The organism is Enterocloster lavalensis (assembly GCF_046603895.1).
Classification (GTDB): Bacteria; Bacillota; Clostridia; order Lachnospirales; family Lachnospiraceae; genus Enterocloster; species Enterocloster lavalensis.
Genome location: NZ_CP176637.1, coordinates 3,674,829 through 3,693,037 on the forward strand (window position 1 = coordinate 3,674,829; position 18,209 = coordinate 3,693,037).

The window sequence follows — 18,209 nt, forward strand, 5'->3', positions numbered from 1 at the left end:
TATGGAGCATAAGAGGAACATAACGGCAGAGGAATACTACAGCGATCCAAGTTTGAAGCGTATGCTAAACGCTGCCTTTAATAAGTACAGAAGTTACGGCAGCGGTAGGGGAAAAATCAAACTACTGATCTCCAGTCAGGTCGAGGCCCAGCGGTTGCAGGCATATTTTGGACCGCGGGTCAGAGGCCTTTTGGGGGAAGGCGATCAGCTGACCATGGAAATGAGCGCAATAGAGGAGGAACTGGGGAAACGTTTTATGCTGACCGTTCCATCCTTGTATAAATTGTTGTACCATGAACCATTGCTGACAAAAAAGGAATGTATTGAGAAGGCGGATACAGAGTGGGAATCGCTGTTTACCAATGTAGTTGAGAAGCTTCAGGATGAAGAGAATATCAATATAGTGGACAAAGCGTTCTGTGATTTGACTTATGATTGGCTATATCGTCTCTGGAAAAAGGAACCCGGTTCAGGGTATCGGATTTTGCAGGCGGGGATGAAAGAATTTGACGCTGCGTTGACGTCACTTAAAACTTGCTTGGCTGCGCTCTGGTACCTGTTTATGGATCGGGAGAGACTGGAATTGGTAGAGGGAAAAAGATCGGATAAAATCTCTCTCGCTGTGCTGGCGACTTTCGTTTATGGTGATCACGCATTAGATGAAAAAAAAGCATTGGCAGGCAGGCTATTTTTCCGAGCTCTGCAAGATAATTATACACAAAAATATCGTGTAACTGGAGCGGCGGACCCTTTGGAACATGTTCCGGCTTTTATGCGGAAACGGATGATTTATCGTTTGTATGATTTTCGCGACGATACGATCAGTTCGATTTTTCATAAGTTTACGCTGGATCTATATGAATTTATGAAAGAAGAGACTGTAAATCTGAGCAATGTGGAGGCGATGGACGAAATCGAAATCAAGTCCGATCTGTTTCTGATCGAAAACCCTTCGGTATTTCTATATTTGGCTGACTGTTTAAGGGATTATGTGAGTGGCCATGGGGTTTCAACAGAATTAATAAGAGATAAGTTCCCGACTATTATCTGTACGTCGGGTTGTTTGCGAACAGCAGTGTTGGAGTATGTAAGGAAGTGTATCGAGAGAAATCCAAAATGCCGTGTTTATTTTTCGGGTGATTTTGACCGCGCCGGGATTGAGATGCTGGAAAAGTTAAACGAATATTTTCCCCAATATGTATATCCGTTTAAAATGGATGCGAAAACGTATCTTTCCGGGCTGAATGGAAAATGTCGGGAGATGTCGGAAAAAGATCGGGAGATTTTGGCACAAAAGAATAGTGAGTTAGCTAAATTAATGGCCTTACATGGAAAAAAGGTGTATCAGGAGCGCATTACTGCTGATCTGTGGAACGTCCTTTTGAAGGAGATTCAGCGTGTGGAGACAATGGTATAGTTCACGTTAAAAGTAAAACGAGTTTGGAGGTAAAATGGATTTTAATCCTGGGATCAATATAGGGGATCATCTAACGAATAATGAGTTATGTCAACTTTTTAAATGTGGAAACATGGGAGGTATGCGGAGGTCGAAAAAGACAGGTACATTGGTCATTATTTCTGATCACACGAAGAATTTTTACCACGATGAGTGGAAAGATGGGATTTTGCATTACACAGGGATGGGAAAAAATGGAGATCAGGTTTTAGAGGGGAATCAAAATGGAACCCTTTATCATTCGGATACAAATGGTGTAAACGTGCATTTATTTGAGGTATTAGAAAAGTCTGTATATACGTACAAAGGAATTGTTAAGCTTGCAGCCCAACCATATCAAGCGGCTCAAGAAACGTTTGACGGGGAGATGAGAAGTGTATGGATATTCCCGGTAAAGCCTGTTTTGGATATAGAGGAATGGGCGATAGAGGTTATGGAGAAAGAGGCGGTAACACTTTCTAACACAGAATTATATAAAAGAGTTAAGACGGTAAAATGTGAAAGTAGAAAACCGAGGACTGTAGAGACTAAGGTGTATGACAGGAATCCATACCTAAAGGAGCTGGTAAAACGGATTGCAGAAGGGAAATGCCAATATTGTGGTGAGACAGCACCTTTTATAGACAAGAATGGGGAGCCATATTTGGAAGAGCATCATGTCACATGGCTTGCGCGGGGAGGAAGCGACACCATCGATAATGTGGTTGTGGTCTGTCCGAATTGCCACACAAAAGCACATGTGTTGGATGACGATATCACTAAAATTACGCTTGAAGAGGTGGCTAAGCAGAATGTTAAGAGATTAAAGCGCTTGCTGGCATATGAAAGGGAAATAAAGACACCTTAAGTAGGGAAGGGACGCGATGAATACAATAAATGTAGTGGCTGCGGTAATCAAACATAAGGATAAAATTTTTGCGACACAACGTGGATATGGGGAATTTAAAGGTGGTTGGGAATTCCCCGGCGGTAAGGTAGAGCCGGGGGAAGAACCTGAGGCAGCGTTGATACGTGAAATACAGGAAGAATTAAATACAGAGATAAAAGTTCACGATATGATTGGTACAATCGAGTATGACTATCCGACATTTCATTTGAGAATGAGCTGTTATTGGTGCAGTGTTGTTAGCGGGCAGCTTGAATTATTGGAACATGAGGCGGCAAGGTGGCTAGGGCGCGATGAACTTTATAGCGTGTCTTGGTTGCCGGCGGATTGGCAAGTGTTGGGGGAAATAGAGGGGGAGATGTAGCCGTGAAAATTATTGGTAGCCAGATGGAATGGTTTTATGGCAGTGTGGTATTCTTCCATACAAGACTGCTGATTCGAATAAAATTGAATAATTACGGGATCATGATCATCTAAAGGACAGAGTGTATGTGCTTGTACATACCAAAGGTATGAAAATCATACCGAACTCCAACTTCTCTAGTATACCTTAAAGTGATTTACTCAAACCTCCCTCACCATTTGGTGTGATGAACCTTGAAAACAGGGAGGGAGTTTCCTTCTACAGATAAAGGGGAACTAGCCCCAGAGCTATGGGGAAGTTGTAAAATATTTTGAGGAGATGTCAGAGGATTACAAAAAAATGAAGGAAAACGAAGATTTTAAGTCAAGGCAACCGGAGATGATGGAAGGATATGAAGAGGTGTACTGCGTGAAAAAAACAGGAATCGCTATGAAAGGCGTTGGTACAAAGTATGCAGTACCCCCAGCCTCCTGACAAAGACACAGGAGGAATGGCCTTTTATAAAGACGGTCGGGCAGGTGGAGCGGATCCGGATACTGGTAGAAAGAGATGCGAAAGGCAGGGACATCCCCCCGGATTTGGAAACTTTCCTGAAAGAGGGCTCACGAAGGCAGCTAATCCCAACAATAGGGGATAGTGAAAGCAGTGACATACAGGTGAAGGGGATCATATCAGAAATTATCGGCCGATGAAGTGGGGAAACTCAAAAGAAGCCACTGGGCGGTTGAAAGTCTGTACCATGTGCTGGCTGACACATTACGCGAAGACAGGTCACCAGCAAAGATATCCGAGATAAGCCTCGCACTGTTCCGGAAGTTTGCTTACTATATCCTGAGGCTGGCCATGCTGTCAGAAGACTGTGGGGAGATAATGCCGGAGGCAATGGATGGATTTTGTGATGACCATGCATATTAAAATTTTTAAAAAGTGTAAATATCTCAAGGGGTAATTCTGCGCTTTTTTGCACAGAAAAGTTTTTAAAAGAGCAAAAAATACAAAGGGCTGCTGTGGTTGAATTAAAAAATATATAACTGGGCTTCATGTAACAACCCTGAGCAAAGGTTGAAAAACCATTGACATTCATCTCAAATATGTTATAATAAACTTACCTAAAAGGTAAGATTTAAACAGGGAGGTGATCCTGTTCTGTATATCGAATATGAAGATGCTGGAGTCAAAGAGCTGTTTGACGATTTGAATGATGTTCGTAATTCTAAAAATTTGATGAAAGAGATTGGTGCGGAATTAACAAAAGCTGTTAAAAAACGATATAATCAAATCGTGGCATTTTCTTCGTTTTCAGCCCTTCAGCAATCTGGAATAGGAAAGATGGAATCCCTGGAAGGTGATCGTAAAGGTTCATATTCATTAAGAGTATCTGCAAACTACCGTTTAATTGTAAAACCCAAGGCAGAGGATTTACGCGCAGAAAGTTTGAAAAGTTGTGACACACTAATTATCGAAGGGGTGATTGATTATCATGGTAAAGGAAAAAAATTTAGTTGGATTATCCCGTGATTATATTATTCATCCGGGAGAGACATTAGCGGAAGTAATTGAAGACAGGGATATGACGCAGAGGGAGCTGGCTGTCAGAACAGGAATGACTGAAAAACACATTAGCACTGTTATTCATGGCAAAAAAAATATTTCATCTGCATTTGCCAGGAAGCTAGAATATGCTTTGGGCATCGAAACATCGTTTTGGATGAATCTTCAGGCAAATTATGATCGCGAACTTCTTGAGTTTGAGGAATTAAACAATATTACAGAAGAAGAACTAAACGTTCTCAAAAACCTGAAGGAAGTATCAGGAGTGTGGACTTCCTTAGGTTGGCTTGATGAAGGAGCAAATCCTGCGGCAATGATACTCGATTATAGGATGATATTGGGTATGAGTAATTTGCTTGATATTCCAAAGATATCATATGCTGCGGCATATCGCGCTCAAAGTAAAAATGCAAGCGTTGATCCGTATGTTCTCTTTGCTTGGCAAAGAATGTGCGAATTGTTAACAAAAAAAATAGAAATAGCAGATGAGGTTGATATTGATAAGCTTCGATTAAGTATCCCGGAAATTAAAAAGGTAATGTTTATGCGAGCGAATCAGATTCAAAAAAGATTATCAGAAATATTTTCTGATTGTGGTATTGCGTTCAGAATCGTCCCCAATTTTACAGGTGCCCCTGTACAAGGTTTTATTAAGAGAACTGAAGAAGGCGCATTGATTCTTTGTATGACGTTACGACAGAAATTTGCCGACATTTTCTGGTTTACTCTGTTTCACGAAATAGCACATATTCTTAATGGGGATACAAAACATGAGTTTATTGATTTTGATTCAGTATCTGGAGATATGGAGGCAAAAGCTGACAGCATGGCCGGAGAGTTCCTGATTAACTCAGAGGAGTATAAGGCATTTGTGAATGCTAAAGGTTATAAAAAGACGAGCGAATTAGAGAACTTTGCGGCTTCACAGAATGTCAAAGATTATATTGTTCAAGGCCGACTCATGAAGGAACAGATTATCCCTTGGAGTGCCAGACCTAGATACGAGTGGGCATAAGAAAGCTATATATCGAAAGGCATCGGCCAAAATGGCGGGTGCCTTTATGACTATTATTTAGATAATGAAGATTTGTAGATACTTTCCCTCATACGGTGGAATTTTATGATATTTTCGGTTATACCATTGACATTCATGGTATTATTTCAACACATGTCGAGTCAGTAATAATGATGCAGAATTGCGATTTGAAATGAAAATAGAGGAGTTAATAAGCAGCATATATATTAACCGAGTGATGGATTGTATATGGAGCATATCAGATGAATATTAAAGCACACAACCTGGACTCCCTCCGTAACCTGGTAAGAACCCTCCAAACTGAGAATAAACGTTTAAAAGAATTGCTGGAACAGTCCAACATCCCCTACGAACCATCCAATATTTTCGATACCAAAATTGAAAACATACAGGAGTATGACCCCGACCAAGGCGGCCGTATTTTAGACAAATATATCACGAGAGATCTGGCAAATCAATTTTTTTCCATGTTCTGGGGCAGAACGGATGTGTATGCCAAAAGAGGCGCAAAGGGTGGATATTTCCCTCAGTGCAACAACCGGTGGAATGACCGGATCTGTCCGAATCAGCGGGGGGAGAGGCTGAATTGCGAGGCGTGTGATCATACGGAGTGGACCAAACTGACGCCGGAAAAGATCATAAGCCACCTGGTCGGCTACAAAGAGGACGGCTCTGACGTACTGGGGGTATATCCATTATTTCCGGATGGGACCTGCAGATTGATTGTGTTTGATTTCGACTATCATGAAAAAGGCGCGGAACAGACTGATTTTGCCAACATTACGGAGGACTGGCATGACGAGGTGGATGCGCTGAGACTAATCTGCGAGAGCAACGGTATCACGCCTCTGGTAGAGCGGTCGCGGTCAGGCAGAGGCGCCCATGTCTGGATATTTTTTAAGAAGCCCTTGTCTGCTGCAATGGCAAGAAATTTTGGATTTCTGTTGTTGGATAAGGGGTCGCATTCTATTAATCTGAAATCATTTCATTATTATGACCGCATGTACCCATCTCAGGATGTGGCGAGCAGTATTGGCAATTTGATCGCGCTGCCGCTGCAGGGAAGGGCATTAAAATGCGGCAACAGTGCATTTGTAGATAAAAATTGGAATGCATATCCTGATCAATGGGATATTCTTTTGAACCATACGAAAAAGCTTTCAATCGAAGAGATCGAAAATCTTATAGGAAAATGGCAGCGTGAGCTTGCTGAACCCGGAGATATGGCAGCGGCGGCTGCGCCACAGGATAGGCCCAAGCCCTGGAAGAAAAAAGCGGGTTTTACAAAATCCGATGTCGTGGGAAAAATGCACATTGTACTGGGAGATGGTATATATATCGACGCACTTAATCTGATGCCACGTCTGCAAAATCAGATCAGAAGCATGGCTGCGTTCGACAACCCTGTATTTTATAAAAATAAAAGGCTTGGATATTCCAATTACTATCATTTCAGCTCCGTCTATATGGGGAAGGATGTGGATGGATATATCCGTATTCCGAGAGGACTTTATGATAATCTGATTACAGCCTGCAGGGAGGCGGGAATTGATTATGAGATTGAGGATCACAGAGAAAAAGGACGGCCCATAAGAGTTTCATTTCTCGGAGACCTCAGGATACAGCAGGATTTGGCAGCGCAAAGACTGCTTGCTCACGATCATGGTGTGCTCAGCGCGGCAACTGCGTTTGGCAAAACCGTTGTGTGCAGTTATCTGATTTCGGAGCGTAAGGTCAACACGCTTATATTGCTGCAGAGCAAGGATTTGCTGGAACAGTGGGTGGAAGAACTGAACCATTTTTTGAAAATAGACGAGGACCCTCCGGTTTATAAAACAAAAAGCGGGAGAGAAAAACGCAGAGACAGCGCAATCGGAATTTTACATGGAAACAAAAACACGTTGACCGAAATCATAGATGTGGCGATGGTTGGGTCCATGTACGGCAAGGGCAATTTTAACGAGTTGATTAATTCTTACGGCATGGTTTTGATGGACGAGTGCCATCATTGCGGTTCAAGCACCTCTGTGGAAGTGATGCAAAAAATCAATGCCAGGTATGTTTACGGGGTCTCGGCCACACCGAAACGGGGCGATAATCTGGAAAAAATCATTTATATGCTGATAGGCCCTATTCGGCACAGCTTTACGGCGAAGGAGCGCGCCATAGAGCAGGGAATCGGTCATTATGTGTACCCCAGATATACAAGAGTGATCGATACCCGCGAAAGTAAGAATGATATTAATGGGGCCTATTCATTGATCAGCAGCAGTTCTGTCAGAAATGATATGATCCTGGAAGATACCAGAGCCTGCGTAAAAGAGGGAAGAACGCCTGTTATTCTGACAAGGTTCAAAGAGCAGGCAAAATATCTGTATGATCATTTGCAAATGGACGCGGACCAGGTGTTGATTCTCTATGGGGACAACAGCGACAAGGAGAATTTTGCCGTGAGGCAGCGCTTGAAGGCGGTTCCGAGGGATCAGAGCCTTATTTTGGTGGCAACCGGCCAAAAGATAGGGGAAGGCTTTGATTTTCCGCGGCTGGATACATTGATGCTTGCCGCGCCGGTTTCTTTTGAGGGCAGGCTGGAGCAGTATATCGGGAGATTGAACCGGGATTATGAGGGAAAGACAGAAGTCATTGTCTATGACTATATTGATTCTCATATCAGAGTCTTTGACAGAATGTATGGAAAACGGTTGAAAACATATAAGCGCACAGGATTTCATTTGAGTGCCAATGGAAATGGATCCAAACAGACGGTAAATGCGATTTATGACAGTGAGAGCTATATGGATGTGTTCGAACGTGATATCATAGAGGCGGAGAAGCGGATCATTGTTTCAAGTCCTGAATTGACCTGGGAAAAGGTGGAACGCTTTACCGGCCTTGTGAAAGCAAGGCAGGAAGCGGGATGTAAGGTGACGGTCATAACGGTAAATCCGCAGTCTATTTCCTATGGCAGCCCGGAGTTCTGCCAGGGACTGGTGCTGGAAATGCAGCAGAACGGCATTCACGTTGTGGTAAGAGATGAAGTTACAGAGCATTTTGCAGTCATAGATGATGAACTGGTTTGGCACGGCGGTATGAACCTTCTGGGGAAGGTGGATGCATGGGATAATCTGATGAGGATCCAGTCTGCGCAGGTGGCTGCGGAGCTTTTGGAGATTGCGCTGGAAAATGCGGTTGACAATGAGCTATAGCAGGCCCCTCACATTGGATATCAACCGAAACAGCTTCTAAGAGACGCAATGGAGGTGTAGGAACCAATGAAATTCCGAAATAAACGCACCAATGAAGTCAAAACCGTCCACTCCCTGGAAGTCCGGGGGGAAAAGGTGTATGTAAAGTTTACAGAAAATGGAAAAGAGTACGCTTACAACAAAGACAATATCGAAATCCTGACCCCACCTGCCGCGGCAGAAAACAATCCCCCGTTCATCGTCTACAAATTATACAAACAATGCTATAAATGCTTGAAACCCACCTCTGTCCTTACATACATTGTCTTCAACGACGGCACGGACCAGGACGTTGTTTTTCCGTGGAACAAAGAGCGGCTATTGGAAAATCAGGACATAGAGGCCCATCTTCAGGACTCCAGTATTGAGTATTACGGCCTGAAGGTGGTAGGGGATGACGAACGTCTGGATCACATTCTGATGAAGAAATTTCCTGATAAAATCAAATCCAGATACAGCAAGACCCAGGGCAGATCCTATCCCATGAACTTATGCGATCACTGCGGGGCGATTCAGGGATGGAACTACATTTACCGGCAGGTGAATGAAATGATCAAGGAAATGCAGAGAATAGAAATTTTGCAATGCCCGCAGAAACCCATATAATCCCCCTCTGATAAAAAGGAGCACAAAAATTGACACCCCAATCCCAAGGAACATTCATACTATTTTCCGATTTTGAACAGCTAAAAAACGAGGTCGAAAAGCTCCGGACAGAACTCTCCATGCTGATGCTGGAACGGGACTCCCTTGTGTATGTGGAGGCCAAAAATCTCGAAATGCGGTATATGCTGGAGCTTGGAGCGATCGAGTACAGGGCGTATGAGGCCCAGTGCACGGTACTGCGCCTCAAGCGGAAGATCGAGCTGATACAGGCCAGGAAGAACCGGCAGGAAAAGATTGTGTTGCCGGAAATAGACCGGATTCTGGATCAGGAGTTCATCGAGTACCAGAAAGCGTTAAATGCGAAAATTGACGAGATGAACGCTGCCATAGAGCGGAGCAGGCTGCCGGTTTTATCCCAGGAAGAAACCAGGGAATTGAAGAAATTGTACCGCAGGATCGTAAAAATTCTTCATCCCGATTTAAACCCGGATTTGACGGAGGCCCAGAAGGAGTTATTTTATCATGCGGTCACTGCTTATGAGAACGGCGACCTGCAGACGCTGCAGGTGATCAGTGAGATGCTGTCAGACCCCGGGGAGCTGGATTGCAGTGAGACGACCATGGTCCGGCTGGCCCATGAAAAGGAGCGCTTGAGAAAGCTTCTGAACGCGCTTCAGGAGGAGATTGCGCAGATCAAGTCACAGTTTCCATTTACGGTCAAAGAGCTGCTTCAAAGCCCGGAGAAAATTGCGGCGCGCAGGGAGGAACTGAATGAGCTGATCAGGGAGTATCAGGCGATGATATCCATGTATCAGGCAAAAATAAAAGAGATGCTGAGGTGATTGAGTGGGAGAGCTGATAAATGCGGGCGGTGGCGGTCTGATCGGCCTTTTGCACGGCAAAGGCGGGAATCTGGCTGTCCCCAGGCCCTTTGAGCGGGAAATATTTTTGTTCGACACCCATGTGGCAGGGACCAGCCATGTGGAGGGGATTGAGGAGCTGGAACCGCATTTGAATGTGGATGATAAGCTTGATTTTTTCAGGGAACCCGACAATCCTTATGATAAACAGGCCATCATGATTAAAAATATGGACGGCGTTAAAATCGGTTACGTGCCAAAGGCCGACAATGTCATATTTGCGAGCCTGATGGACGCGGGAAAGCTGCTCTTTGGCAGGATTGCGGCGAAGGAGATGAGGGGCAGCTGGCTGAAACTTGATATTAAGGTATATCTGCATGAATGACGGGGAAATGCGCCGGTTTCCGGGAAACTTCAAAGTTCCCACTAAAAAATCTACCTCTTCCCCCTCAACTGTGATATAATCCATAAGTGCGCCCGCGTGGCGCGTGAACATCGAGACAAAATAGTTGCACCGCGTTTAAAGGCGCGCAGAATGGAGATTATGGTAAAAGAATTATGGGAGCAGGTCCAAAATGGACAGGAAGAGAGACAAAATCTCAGTAAAATCAGACAGGTGATCAAGGACAATGGAGAGCGGAGGAAGCTTTCGGCCCTGGTGGAGGGAAAAGAGGACGTCCTGATCGGGCTGTTGCAGTCAGAGGACGCAAAGACCAGGAAAAATGCAGCGCTGCTCATGGGGGATTTGAGGAATCCGCCGTTTTTGGCGCAGCTGTGGAAGGCCTATCAGGAGGAGGATCAGCGGTTTGTCAAAAGCTCCTACCTGTCGGCAATGGAAAATTTTGACTACAGGGAATATCTGGATGCCCTGAAGGCGCGTCTGGCTGAGCTGAAGGATGAAACGGTAACGGAAGAAAATCAGAAACATGTGATGGAAGAGCTGCGTAAGCTGTCCTTCCTGATTCTTCATATAGAAGGGGTCTCCGCTCATCGGTTTACCGGGTGGAACGAGGCGTACGATGTCTTTTTGATCACCAACCGGAATTTCCGGGAGCTGACCCGCGATGAGCTGACGGCGCTGGAACCAAGCGCTAAAACGAAGCTGCTGGGGGCCGGTGTGATGGCGAGGGTTGCGAATCTCAACTGGATCCGGGAAATCCGCACCTATCAGGAGCTGCTTTTTGTGGTCCGTGGAATGGAAAGCAGTGAAATGGAGCCGGAGCAGATCGCAAAGACCATTGCGGATTCCCCGCTGCTGGCATTTCTGGCGAAAAGCCACGAGGGCAAAGCACCCTACTATTTCCGTCTGGAGTTAAAGAGCAAAATGGATCTGGGCCAGAAGAGCGTCTTCCTGAAGAAGGTATCCGCCAGGATCGAGGCATTATCTGACCGGAAACTGGTCAATACAACAGAAAATTATGAATTTGAGCTGCGGCTGATTGAGAATAAGCTTGGAAAATGCAATATCATGATCAAGCTGTTTACGCTGAAGGACATGCGGTTTACCTACCGGCGGGACGTGATTCCCACCAGCATCCGGCCAGTGAACGCTGCTTTGACCGCAGCGCTTGCCAGGGAATATATGAAAGAGGACGCGCAGGTTCTCGATCCGTTTTGCGGAGTGGGCACCATGCTCATTGAGCGCCACAAGGCGGTCCGGGCGAATACCTCCTATGGGATCGATATTCTGGAAGAGGCGGTTCTGAAGGCGCGGGAAAATGCCGAGGCGGCAAAGCAGGTGATTCACTTTGTGAACCGGGATTTCTTTGAGTTCACCCACGACTACCGGTTCGACGAAGTGATTTCGGACATGCCCTTTAAGATGGGGCGGTTGACGGACGACGATGTCCGCGGCATTTATGAGCGGTTTTTCCAGAAACTCCCAGAGCTGCTGAACGACGGCGCTGTGTTGATTTTGTATACGCATAATCATGAGGATGTGGCAAAGCTGACGTTTAGGACAAGCTTCAGTATTCTGAAGGATTACGAAGTGTCGCAGAAAGAAGGGACGCATGTTATGATCCTCCGCTATGCGGAGAAATAACTGCCGGTTTTAAAGCGGGAAAGGAAGTTTATGGATCACACAGTCAGAAGCAACATTAAAATCGGGGCAGTGGTAAATGTTGTCCAGAAGCAGGACCAGGGAACCGGGAAATTGACGCAGGGCGTGGTGGCCCGAATGTTGACAAATTCTCCCAATCATCCGCGCGGCATCAAGGTAAGGCTGGAGAGCGGAATTGTCGGGCGCGTTCAGGAGATTATCGGGTAAAAATGGCGGGAAATGGTTTCCGCATAAAATGAAACCTCACAGGAGACTAAATGCAATTTAAAGACTTAAATATTATGCCTGAAATTCTCAGGGCATTAAAAAATGAAAACTATAAAATCCCCACCCCCATTCAAGAGGAGGCGATTCCCGTTGTGCTCAGCGGACGGGATCTGCTGGGCTGCGCCCAGACGGGCACGGGCAAGACGGCTGCATTTGCGATTCCCACGCTGCAAATGCTCAGCGGGGAGGAGACGCCCCGCTGGGAAAAACGGACCATAAAGGCGTTGGTGGTGACGCCCACCAGGGAGCTGGCCATTCAGATTTATGACAGCTTTAATACCTACGGCCAGTTCACCAGCCTGAAAACATGCGTGGTGTACGGGGGCGTTTCCCAGAAACCGCAGGAGGAGAATTTAAAGCGGGGCGTGGATATCCTGGTGGCGACGCCGGGAAGGCTTTTGGATCTGATGGACCAGAAGATTGTGAATATCGAGAAGATCAGGATTCTGGTGCTGGACGAGGCGGACCGCATGCTGGATATGGGATTTATCCACGACGTCAAGAAAATTATCGCCCGGACGCCGGAGAAGAAGCAGACGCTGTTTTTCTCGGCCACGATGCCCCCGGACATCGCCAAGCTGGCGGCGAAAATCCTGAAAAACCCGGAGAAAATCGAGATCACCCCGGCGGCCACCACGGTGGAGGCCATCGAGCAGTATCTGTATTTTGTGGACAAGGGGAATAAAAAGGATCTGCTGCTTCATATTTTGAAGACAAAAAATCCCGACTCGACGCTGGTATTTACGCGCACGAAGCACGGGGCAGACCGGGTGGTCCGGCAGCTGTCGAAGAGCAATGTGGTCGCCCAGGCGATCCACGGAGACAAATCCCAGGGCGCCAGGCAGAGGGCGCTGAACGATTTTAAGGATAAAAAGCTGCGGGTATTGGTCGCGACGGATATAGCGGCCAGAGGCATCGATATCGACGAGCTGGCCTGCGTGGTCAACTATGATCTGCCGGATGTGCCGGAGACCTATGTGCACCGCATTGGGCGCACAGGCCGGGCCGGGCTGGAGGGAATCGCCATCTCCTTCTGCGATTTCGACGAAAAAGCACAGCTCGCGGACATTGAAAAGCTGATCGGCAAGAAGTTGATCGAGGTGACGGACCACCCGTACCCACTGCAGAATAATTTTCCATCTGTCAAGGCGACGCAGCCGAAACGGGGCGGTGGAAAGAATGCGGATCAGGCAGGCGCAGCGCAGGGAATAGCGGCAAAAAAGAAAGAGAAAAAGGCGGCGCAGGGAACGGTGGCGTCCGAAGCGAGGCCATCCGGGAAAATCTCGCCTGAGGAATATTTGTCGAAGAAATCACAATCAACCGGAGCGCGGACGTCGAAGAGACCACAGTCGTCCGAAGCGCCGTTATCGAAGAAAACCTCATCCCAGGGGTCCCGCCGTCGAACGGAAACTTCGATATCGTCAGTGCCGTCGCCCCATAAAACGCCGGCTCCGGCAGCACGTTCACAAGCGAAGCGGCCGGCCCAGGGAGGCCCCTCATCGGACCGGCCTTCGGCCCAGGGAGCTCAAATGCCGAAGCCGGCCACCACATCAAACCGGCCCGCGGCCCAGGCAGCCCCAACGACGAGACCAGCCCCCTCATCAGACCGGCCCCGGCCTCAGGCAGCCCCAACGTCGAAGCCAGCTCCGACGCCCCAGCCCACCCCATCACCACAGAAACGCCGGAGAAACCCATTCAGCGGCCTGCTGCGGAAACCCGGCGGCGGTTTCCGGTAAAAATTACGCCGTCTCCATTGACAACCCTCATCCCTCGTGCTAAACTATACCAACAATCAAACAACAACCCGTCATGAGGGAGTAGTTAGCATTCAAATATGTGGCAAGTCAACATACTGACCGATGAGCGGTCTGGCTTGTCTTAAATAACGAGACTCATGTATAGCTGATTCCGGCTATACATGGTCTCTTTTTTAGACCCAGTGTAGCAGTTACCGGCTGTACCTGGGTCTTTTTGATTGCAGAAAACGGTAGGAGGAGAGAAACATGGCAAACGCATTTATGGAATGTCCTGAGGAAACGCTGGCCCGCCTGAACACGGACCGGGACAACGGGCTCACGGCCCGGCAGGTTGAGGAGAGCCGGAAGGCAAACGGTGAGAATTCTTTCTCAAAAAGCGAGCAGAAGTCGCTGTTTCGCCGCATCTGGGAGGCGGCCACCGAGCCCATGCTGATCATGCTGGTGGTCGCCGCGGTGATCACACTGGGAGTCAACGTGGCGCGGTATGTGACCGGCGGGGAGGCGGATTTCCTGGAATGCATCGGAATCTTTGTGGCGATTTCCCTGTCCGTTGTGATCACGGTGGTGATGGAGGGGAGGAGCGCGAAGGCTTTTGAGACCCTGAGCCGGATCGGCGAGGATATTCCGGTCAAGGTGATCCGGGACGGCAGGGTCTGTCTGATCCCAAGGAGGGATGTAGTGCTTGGCGATATTCTCTGTGTTGAGACGGGGGATAAGCTTCCCGCGGACGGACGTCTCCTGGAGAGCCACGAGCTCATGGCGGACGAGTCGGCTCTGACCGGCGAGAGCATGCCGGTCCACAAGGAGGCGGGAATTGTGTTTGACAACCCGGAAACGCCAGTGGGGGAGCGCAGGAACCTGCTCTACTCGGGCTGCTTTATTACCGGGGGAAACGGGAAAATCGCGGTGACCGGCGTGGGAGACCACACGGAGTTCGGAAAGATTGCCAGGGAGCTGGCCTCCGCGGACAGCAGCAGCACGCCGCTCCAGGAGAAAATGGCGGCGCTGGGGAAACGGATCACGGTTCTCGGCTCCGCAGCGGCGGCGGTGGTATTTCTGATCCAGCTGATCATTTTCCTGTCGAACGGCACGGCTTCCCTGGACACGGTGTCCGAGGCGTTTATCACCAGCATCGTGCTGATCGTGGCGGCGGTGCCGGAGGGGCTGCCCACCATCGTGGCGGTGTCCCTGGCCATCAATATTATTAAGATGTCAAAGCAAAATGCACTGGTGCGCAAGATGATCGCCTGCGAGACGGTGGGCTGTATCAACGTGGTCTGTTCGGACAAGACGGGAACGCTGACACAGAACCGCATGACGGTTACGGATATTTTCAGCCACATGCGGCTGCTGAAGCCGGACCGCCTGAAGAACCACCATCTGCTGGACAATTTTTGCCTGAACAGCACTGCGGATGTGACGTTTGCGGACGGTCAGGTGAAGTTTATCGGCAACCCCACCGAGTGCGCGCTGCTCTTTGCCGCCCGTGAGGCGGGCCGGGATTATGAGGCGGCGCGCCGCCAGGCGGAAATTCTTCACGTCTACCCGTTCAGCTCGGAGACCAAGTACATGACCACCGTGGTGAAGCGGGAGGGGGAAATTGAGGTTCTGGCAAAAGGAAGCCCGGAACGGATCATGGAGCTGTGCAGCCTGACCGCACAGAAGCGGGAGGAAGCCAGGCGGCAGATCGTGAAATTTCAGGAAAAGGCCTGCCGCGTGATCGGATTTGCCCACAGAAGGACGGAACATGCCGCGGATTACGAGGGCAGCCGTGCTGCGCTGGAAACGGACATGGTGTTCGACGGCTTCACGGCCATCACGGACCCGATCCGGACGGACGTGTACCAGGCGGTGGAACGCTGCCGTCACGCGGGAATTGAGCTGAAAATGCTGACCGGGGACAACCTCATTACCGCCCGGGCCATTGCAGACGAGCTGGGAATCCTGGATGCGGAACACATCGCGGTGGAAGCACGGGAGATCGAGCGCCTGTCGGACGAGGAGCTTCAAAAACGGATTCCGTCCATCCGCGTGATCGCCCGGAGCACACCGTCGGTGAAAATGCGGGTGGTGAACGCCTTAAAATCGCTGGGAAATGTGGTGGCGGTCACCGGGGACGGAATCAACGATGCTCCGGCGCTCAAACACGCGGATGTGGGCATCGCCATGGGCATCACCGGCACCGAGGTATCCAAGGAGGCCAGCGATATTGTGCTGCTGGACGACAGTTTTTCCACCATCGTAAAGGCCATCCAGTGGGGGCGGGGAATTTACGAGAATTTCCAGCGCTTTATCCAGTTCCAGCTCACGGTGAACCTGTCCTCGGTGATCGTGGTTCTGGCCTCCATTCTGGCCGGGTTTGCCGCGCCTTTTACCGCGCTGCAGCTGCTGTGGATTAACATTATCATGGACGGGCCGCCGGCCCTGACGCTGGGGCTGGAACCCATCCGCGGGGATCTGATGAATCAGAGGCCCACGCCCAGGAACGCCAGCATTGTGTCCGGATCCATGCTTTCCCGGATTGCGATCAACGGCGTTTACATGTCCATCGTATTTATGGCGCAGCACAGCCTGAATTTCCTTGGAGGCAGCGAAACGGAGCTGCCCACGGTCCTGTTCACTCTGTTTGTGGTGTTCCAGCTGTTTAACGCGCTGAACAGCAGGGAACTGACGGACGTGAGCATTTTCAAAAACATCGCAAATAACCGCCTGATGTTGGGCGTGTTTGGGGCGACCTTCGGGCTGCAGTTTGTGATCACCCAGTTTGGCGGTATGTTTTTTAACACGGTGCCGCTGTCGGCGGCCATGTGGGGAAAGATACTGGCTACCGGGTCCACGGTGGTCCTGCTGTCGGAGGGCGTTAAGATGGTGAAACGGGGAGCCGCCGCGGCGCAGAAAAGCCAGGGCGCGGAGGCTGTCTGCTGACGGAACGTAATTTGCCGCATTGTTTGGCGGAGACGGATCACACACAGGTGGGTCCGCCTTCGCCTTTTCAGTGCGCCCGGCGGGCGCACGTTCTAACGAGTGCAATGTGCCGCTGGCGTAGACTATGGGCGATCATTTGAGTGCAATGTGCCGTTGTCGCGGCCTGCGGACGACAGTTTCCCGAGGGAGAAAATGGAGGTGTCCTGTTCATTTTCATCCGGCAATTTGACGGCTGTGGTCCGGCTGTTATCGTAGGTTCTGAAATAATATTCCGGCTGGGACAGGTTCATAAACGCGGTATACTGCGTGTAATCCACGGTGCCCCGTTCGGTCAGGACTATGCCTTTGGGGATACTGACGCCTTCCAGAATATGGAATCCTGCGTTGACCGTTTCCGGAGTTTTGTCTGTGGGGGAGGCGTGCGTTTTCTGGAACGCGGTCCGCACAAATCGGGACGGAGGCGTGTAGTCCCCGGGGAGCCCCCAGGCCCCTGCGCCCTGGCCAAAGGGAGTCAGATTTACCGGCCCCCAATCCTGACTGCCTGTCTGAGTGGGGGAGAGGTTCAGATAACTCCGCAGGTTGGTCAAATGCCACGGAAAGTCCGGGCTGTTGGTCAGCACGCCAATGGGATTATCCAGGATATGAAGGCCATCGGCTGTTTTTTCAATGACCATGGAATTTCCGCTGGCGTCCGCGATCATCCAGTGCAGGGGCGCCACCGTCCCGGTGATGGAGTCGGCCACGCCCGTGATCCGGACCGTGCGCAGCAAGGCGGCGGCCTGGTCCAGGGAGGCGCAGAGCCCCAGGAGAAACCCGGTAATTTCGGTGGCTGCGATGGGAAACCGGGTGTCCGCGCTGTCGTCCGTTTTGTCGGAGTCGTAATCCGCGTACCCTGGAAAATAGAGGGCTGCCGCGGCGAATCCAGCTTCGTTGACGCCGTCGGCAAAGAGCACGGAGGAGAGATTCTGCCCGATGCCCATATAGCGGTAACGGTTGCGGATTTGGTGGGTCCGAAGGAGGTTAGTCCACTGAAATCCTTTGGGCACAACGTACAGTTCCGGGTCTAAGGGGTAGGAGAAATCCATGGTGCGGCCAAAGAAGGCGGCTCCCTGGGTATTTTGCAGCGTTATGGCAGTGCACATATTGTTTGTTCCTCCATTTGGATTCGATCTGATATAGATATGTATATTAGGC

The 18,209-nt window shown here is 49.3% G+C and carries 15 protein-coding genes; 14 read left to right on the top strand and 1 reads right to left on the bottom strand.

What is annotated here, in order from left to right:
* Position 1 precedes the first annotated feature (1 nt).
* The 14 genes from ACK2JC_RS16400 (at position 2) to ACK2JC_RS16465 (ending at position 17,015) form a co-directional block, all read left to right on the top strand.
* Positions 2–1,417, top strand: coding sequence for a DUF2399 domain-containing protein (locus ACK2JC_RS16400; RefSeq protein ID WP_320937191.1), 1,416 nt, complete (start codon positions 2–4; stop codon positions 1,415–1,417).
* A 34-nt stretch (positions 1,418–1,451) separates the two neighbouring features.
* Positions 1,452–2,303, top strand: a complete 852-nt coding sequence (locus ACK2JC_RS16405) for an HNH endonuclease (protein WP_320937190.1) — start codon at positions 1,452–1,454, stop codon at positions 2,301–2,303.
* A 16-nt stretch (positions 2,304–2,319) separates the two neighbouring features.
* On the top strand, positions 2,320–2,706 hold the full coding sequence (locus ACK2JC_RS16410; protein ID WP_320937189.1) for a (deoxy)nucleoside triphosphate pyrophosphohydrolase: 387 nt from the start codon (positions 2,320–2,322) through the stop codon (positions 2,704–2,706).
* A 339-nt stretch (positions 2,707–3,045) separates the two neighbouring features.
* Positions 3,046–3,180: a hypothetical protein gene (locus ACK2JC_RS16415; RefSeq protein WP_320937188.1), complete on the top strand. Its 135-nt coding sequence runs from the start codon at positions 3,046–3,048 to the stop codon at positions 3,178–3,180.
* A 720-nt stretch (positions 3,181–3,900) separates the two neighbouring features.
* Positions 3,901–4,224, top strand: coding sequence for a type II toxin-antitoxin system RelE/ParE family toxin (locus ACK2JC_RS16420; protein WP_320937187.1), 324 nt, complete (start codon positions 3,901–3,903; stop codon positions 4,222–4,224).
* Positions 4,187–5,272 (top strand): HigA family addiction module antitoxin, encoded by a 1,086-nt coding sequence (locus tag ACK2JC_RS16425; RefSeq protein ID WP_320937186.1) that lies wholly within the window; start codon positions 4,187–4,189, stop codon positions 5,270–5,272. Before ACK2JC_RS16420 ends, ACK2JC_RS16425 begins: the two co-directional genes overlap by 38 nt.
* 263 nt (positions 5,273–5,535) lie before the next feature.
* Positions 5,536–8,499, top strand: a complete 2,964-nt coding sequence (locus ACK2JC_RS16430) for a TOTE conflict system archaeo-eukaryotic primase domain-containing protein (RefSeq protein ID WP_368271039.1) — start codon at positions 5,536–5,538, stop codon at positions 8,497–8,499.
* Positions 8,500–8,565: 66 nt separating this feature from the next.
* On the top strand, positions 8,566–9,144 hold the full coding sequence (locus ACK2JC_RS16435; protein ID WP_320937184.1) for a hypothetical protein: 579 nt from the start codon (positions 8,566–8,568) through the stop codon (positions 9,142–9,144).
* A 119-nt stretch (positions 9,145–9,263) separates the two neighbouring features.
* Positions 9,264–9,986 (top strand): hypothetical protein, encoded by a 723-nt coding sequence (locus ACK2JC_RS16440; RefSeq protein ID WP_368271038.1) that lies wholly within the window; start codon positions 9,264–9,266, stop codon positions 9,984–9,986.
* Between the two features lie 4 nt (positions 9,987–9,990).
* Positions 9,991–10,389: an HIRAN domain-containing protein gene (locus ACK2JC_RS16445; RefSeq protein WP_320937182.1), complete on the top strand. Its 399-nt coding sequence runs from the start codon at positions 9,991–9,993 to the stop codon at positions 10,387–10,389.
* Positions 10,390–10,548: 159 nt separating this feature from the next.
* Complete coding sequence (locus ACK2JC_RS16450; RefSeq protein ID WP_320937181.1) at positions 10,549–12,048, top strand: methyltransferase domain-containing protein; 1,500 nt, start codon at positions 10,549–10,551, stop codon at positions 12,046–12,048.
* A 30-nt stretch (positions 12,049–12,078) separates the two neighbouring features.
* Complete coding sequence (locus tag ACK2JC_RS16455; protein ID WP_320937180.1) at positions 12,079–12,273, top strand: YwbE family protein; 195 nt, start codon at positions 12,079–12,081, stop codon at positions 12,271–12,273.
* Between the two features lie 50 nt (positions 12,274–12,323).
* On the top strand, positions 12,324–14,069 hold the full coding sequence (locus tag ACK2JC_RS16460) for a DEAD/DEAH box helicase (protein WP_320937179.1): 1,746 nt from the start codon (positions 12,324–12,326) through the stop codon (positions 14,067–14,069).
* A 267-nt stretch (positions 14,070–14,336) separates the two neighbouring features.
* On the top strand, positions 14,337–17,015 hold the full coding sequence (locus tag ACK2JC_RS16465; protein WP_368271037.1) for a calcium-translocating P-type ATPase, PMCA-type: 2,679 nt from the start codon (positions 14,337–14,339) through the stop codon (positions 17,013–17,015).
* A 122-nt stretch (positions 17,016–17,137) separates the two neighbouring features.
* On the opposite strand, the gene ACK2JC_RS16470 is transcribed toward ACK2JC_RS16465, so the two are convergent.
* Positions 17,138–18,157 carry a choloylglycine hydrolase family protein gene (locus ACK2JC_RS16470; RefSeq protein WP_320937177.1) on the bottom strand — a complete coding sequence of 340 codons (1,020 nt, stop codon included), beginning with the start codon at positions 18,155–18,157 and terminating at the stop codon, positions 17,138–17,140.
* Positions 18,158–18,209 lie beyond the last annotated feature (52 nt).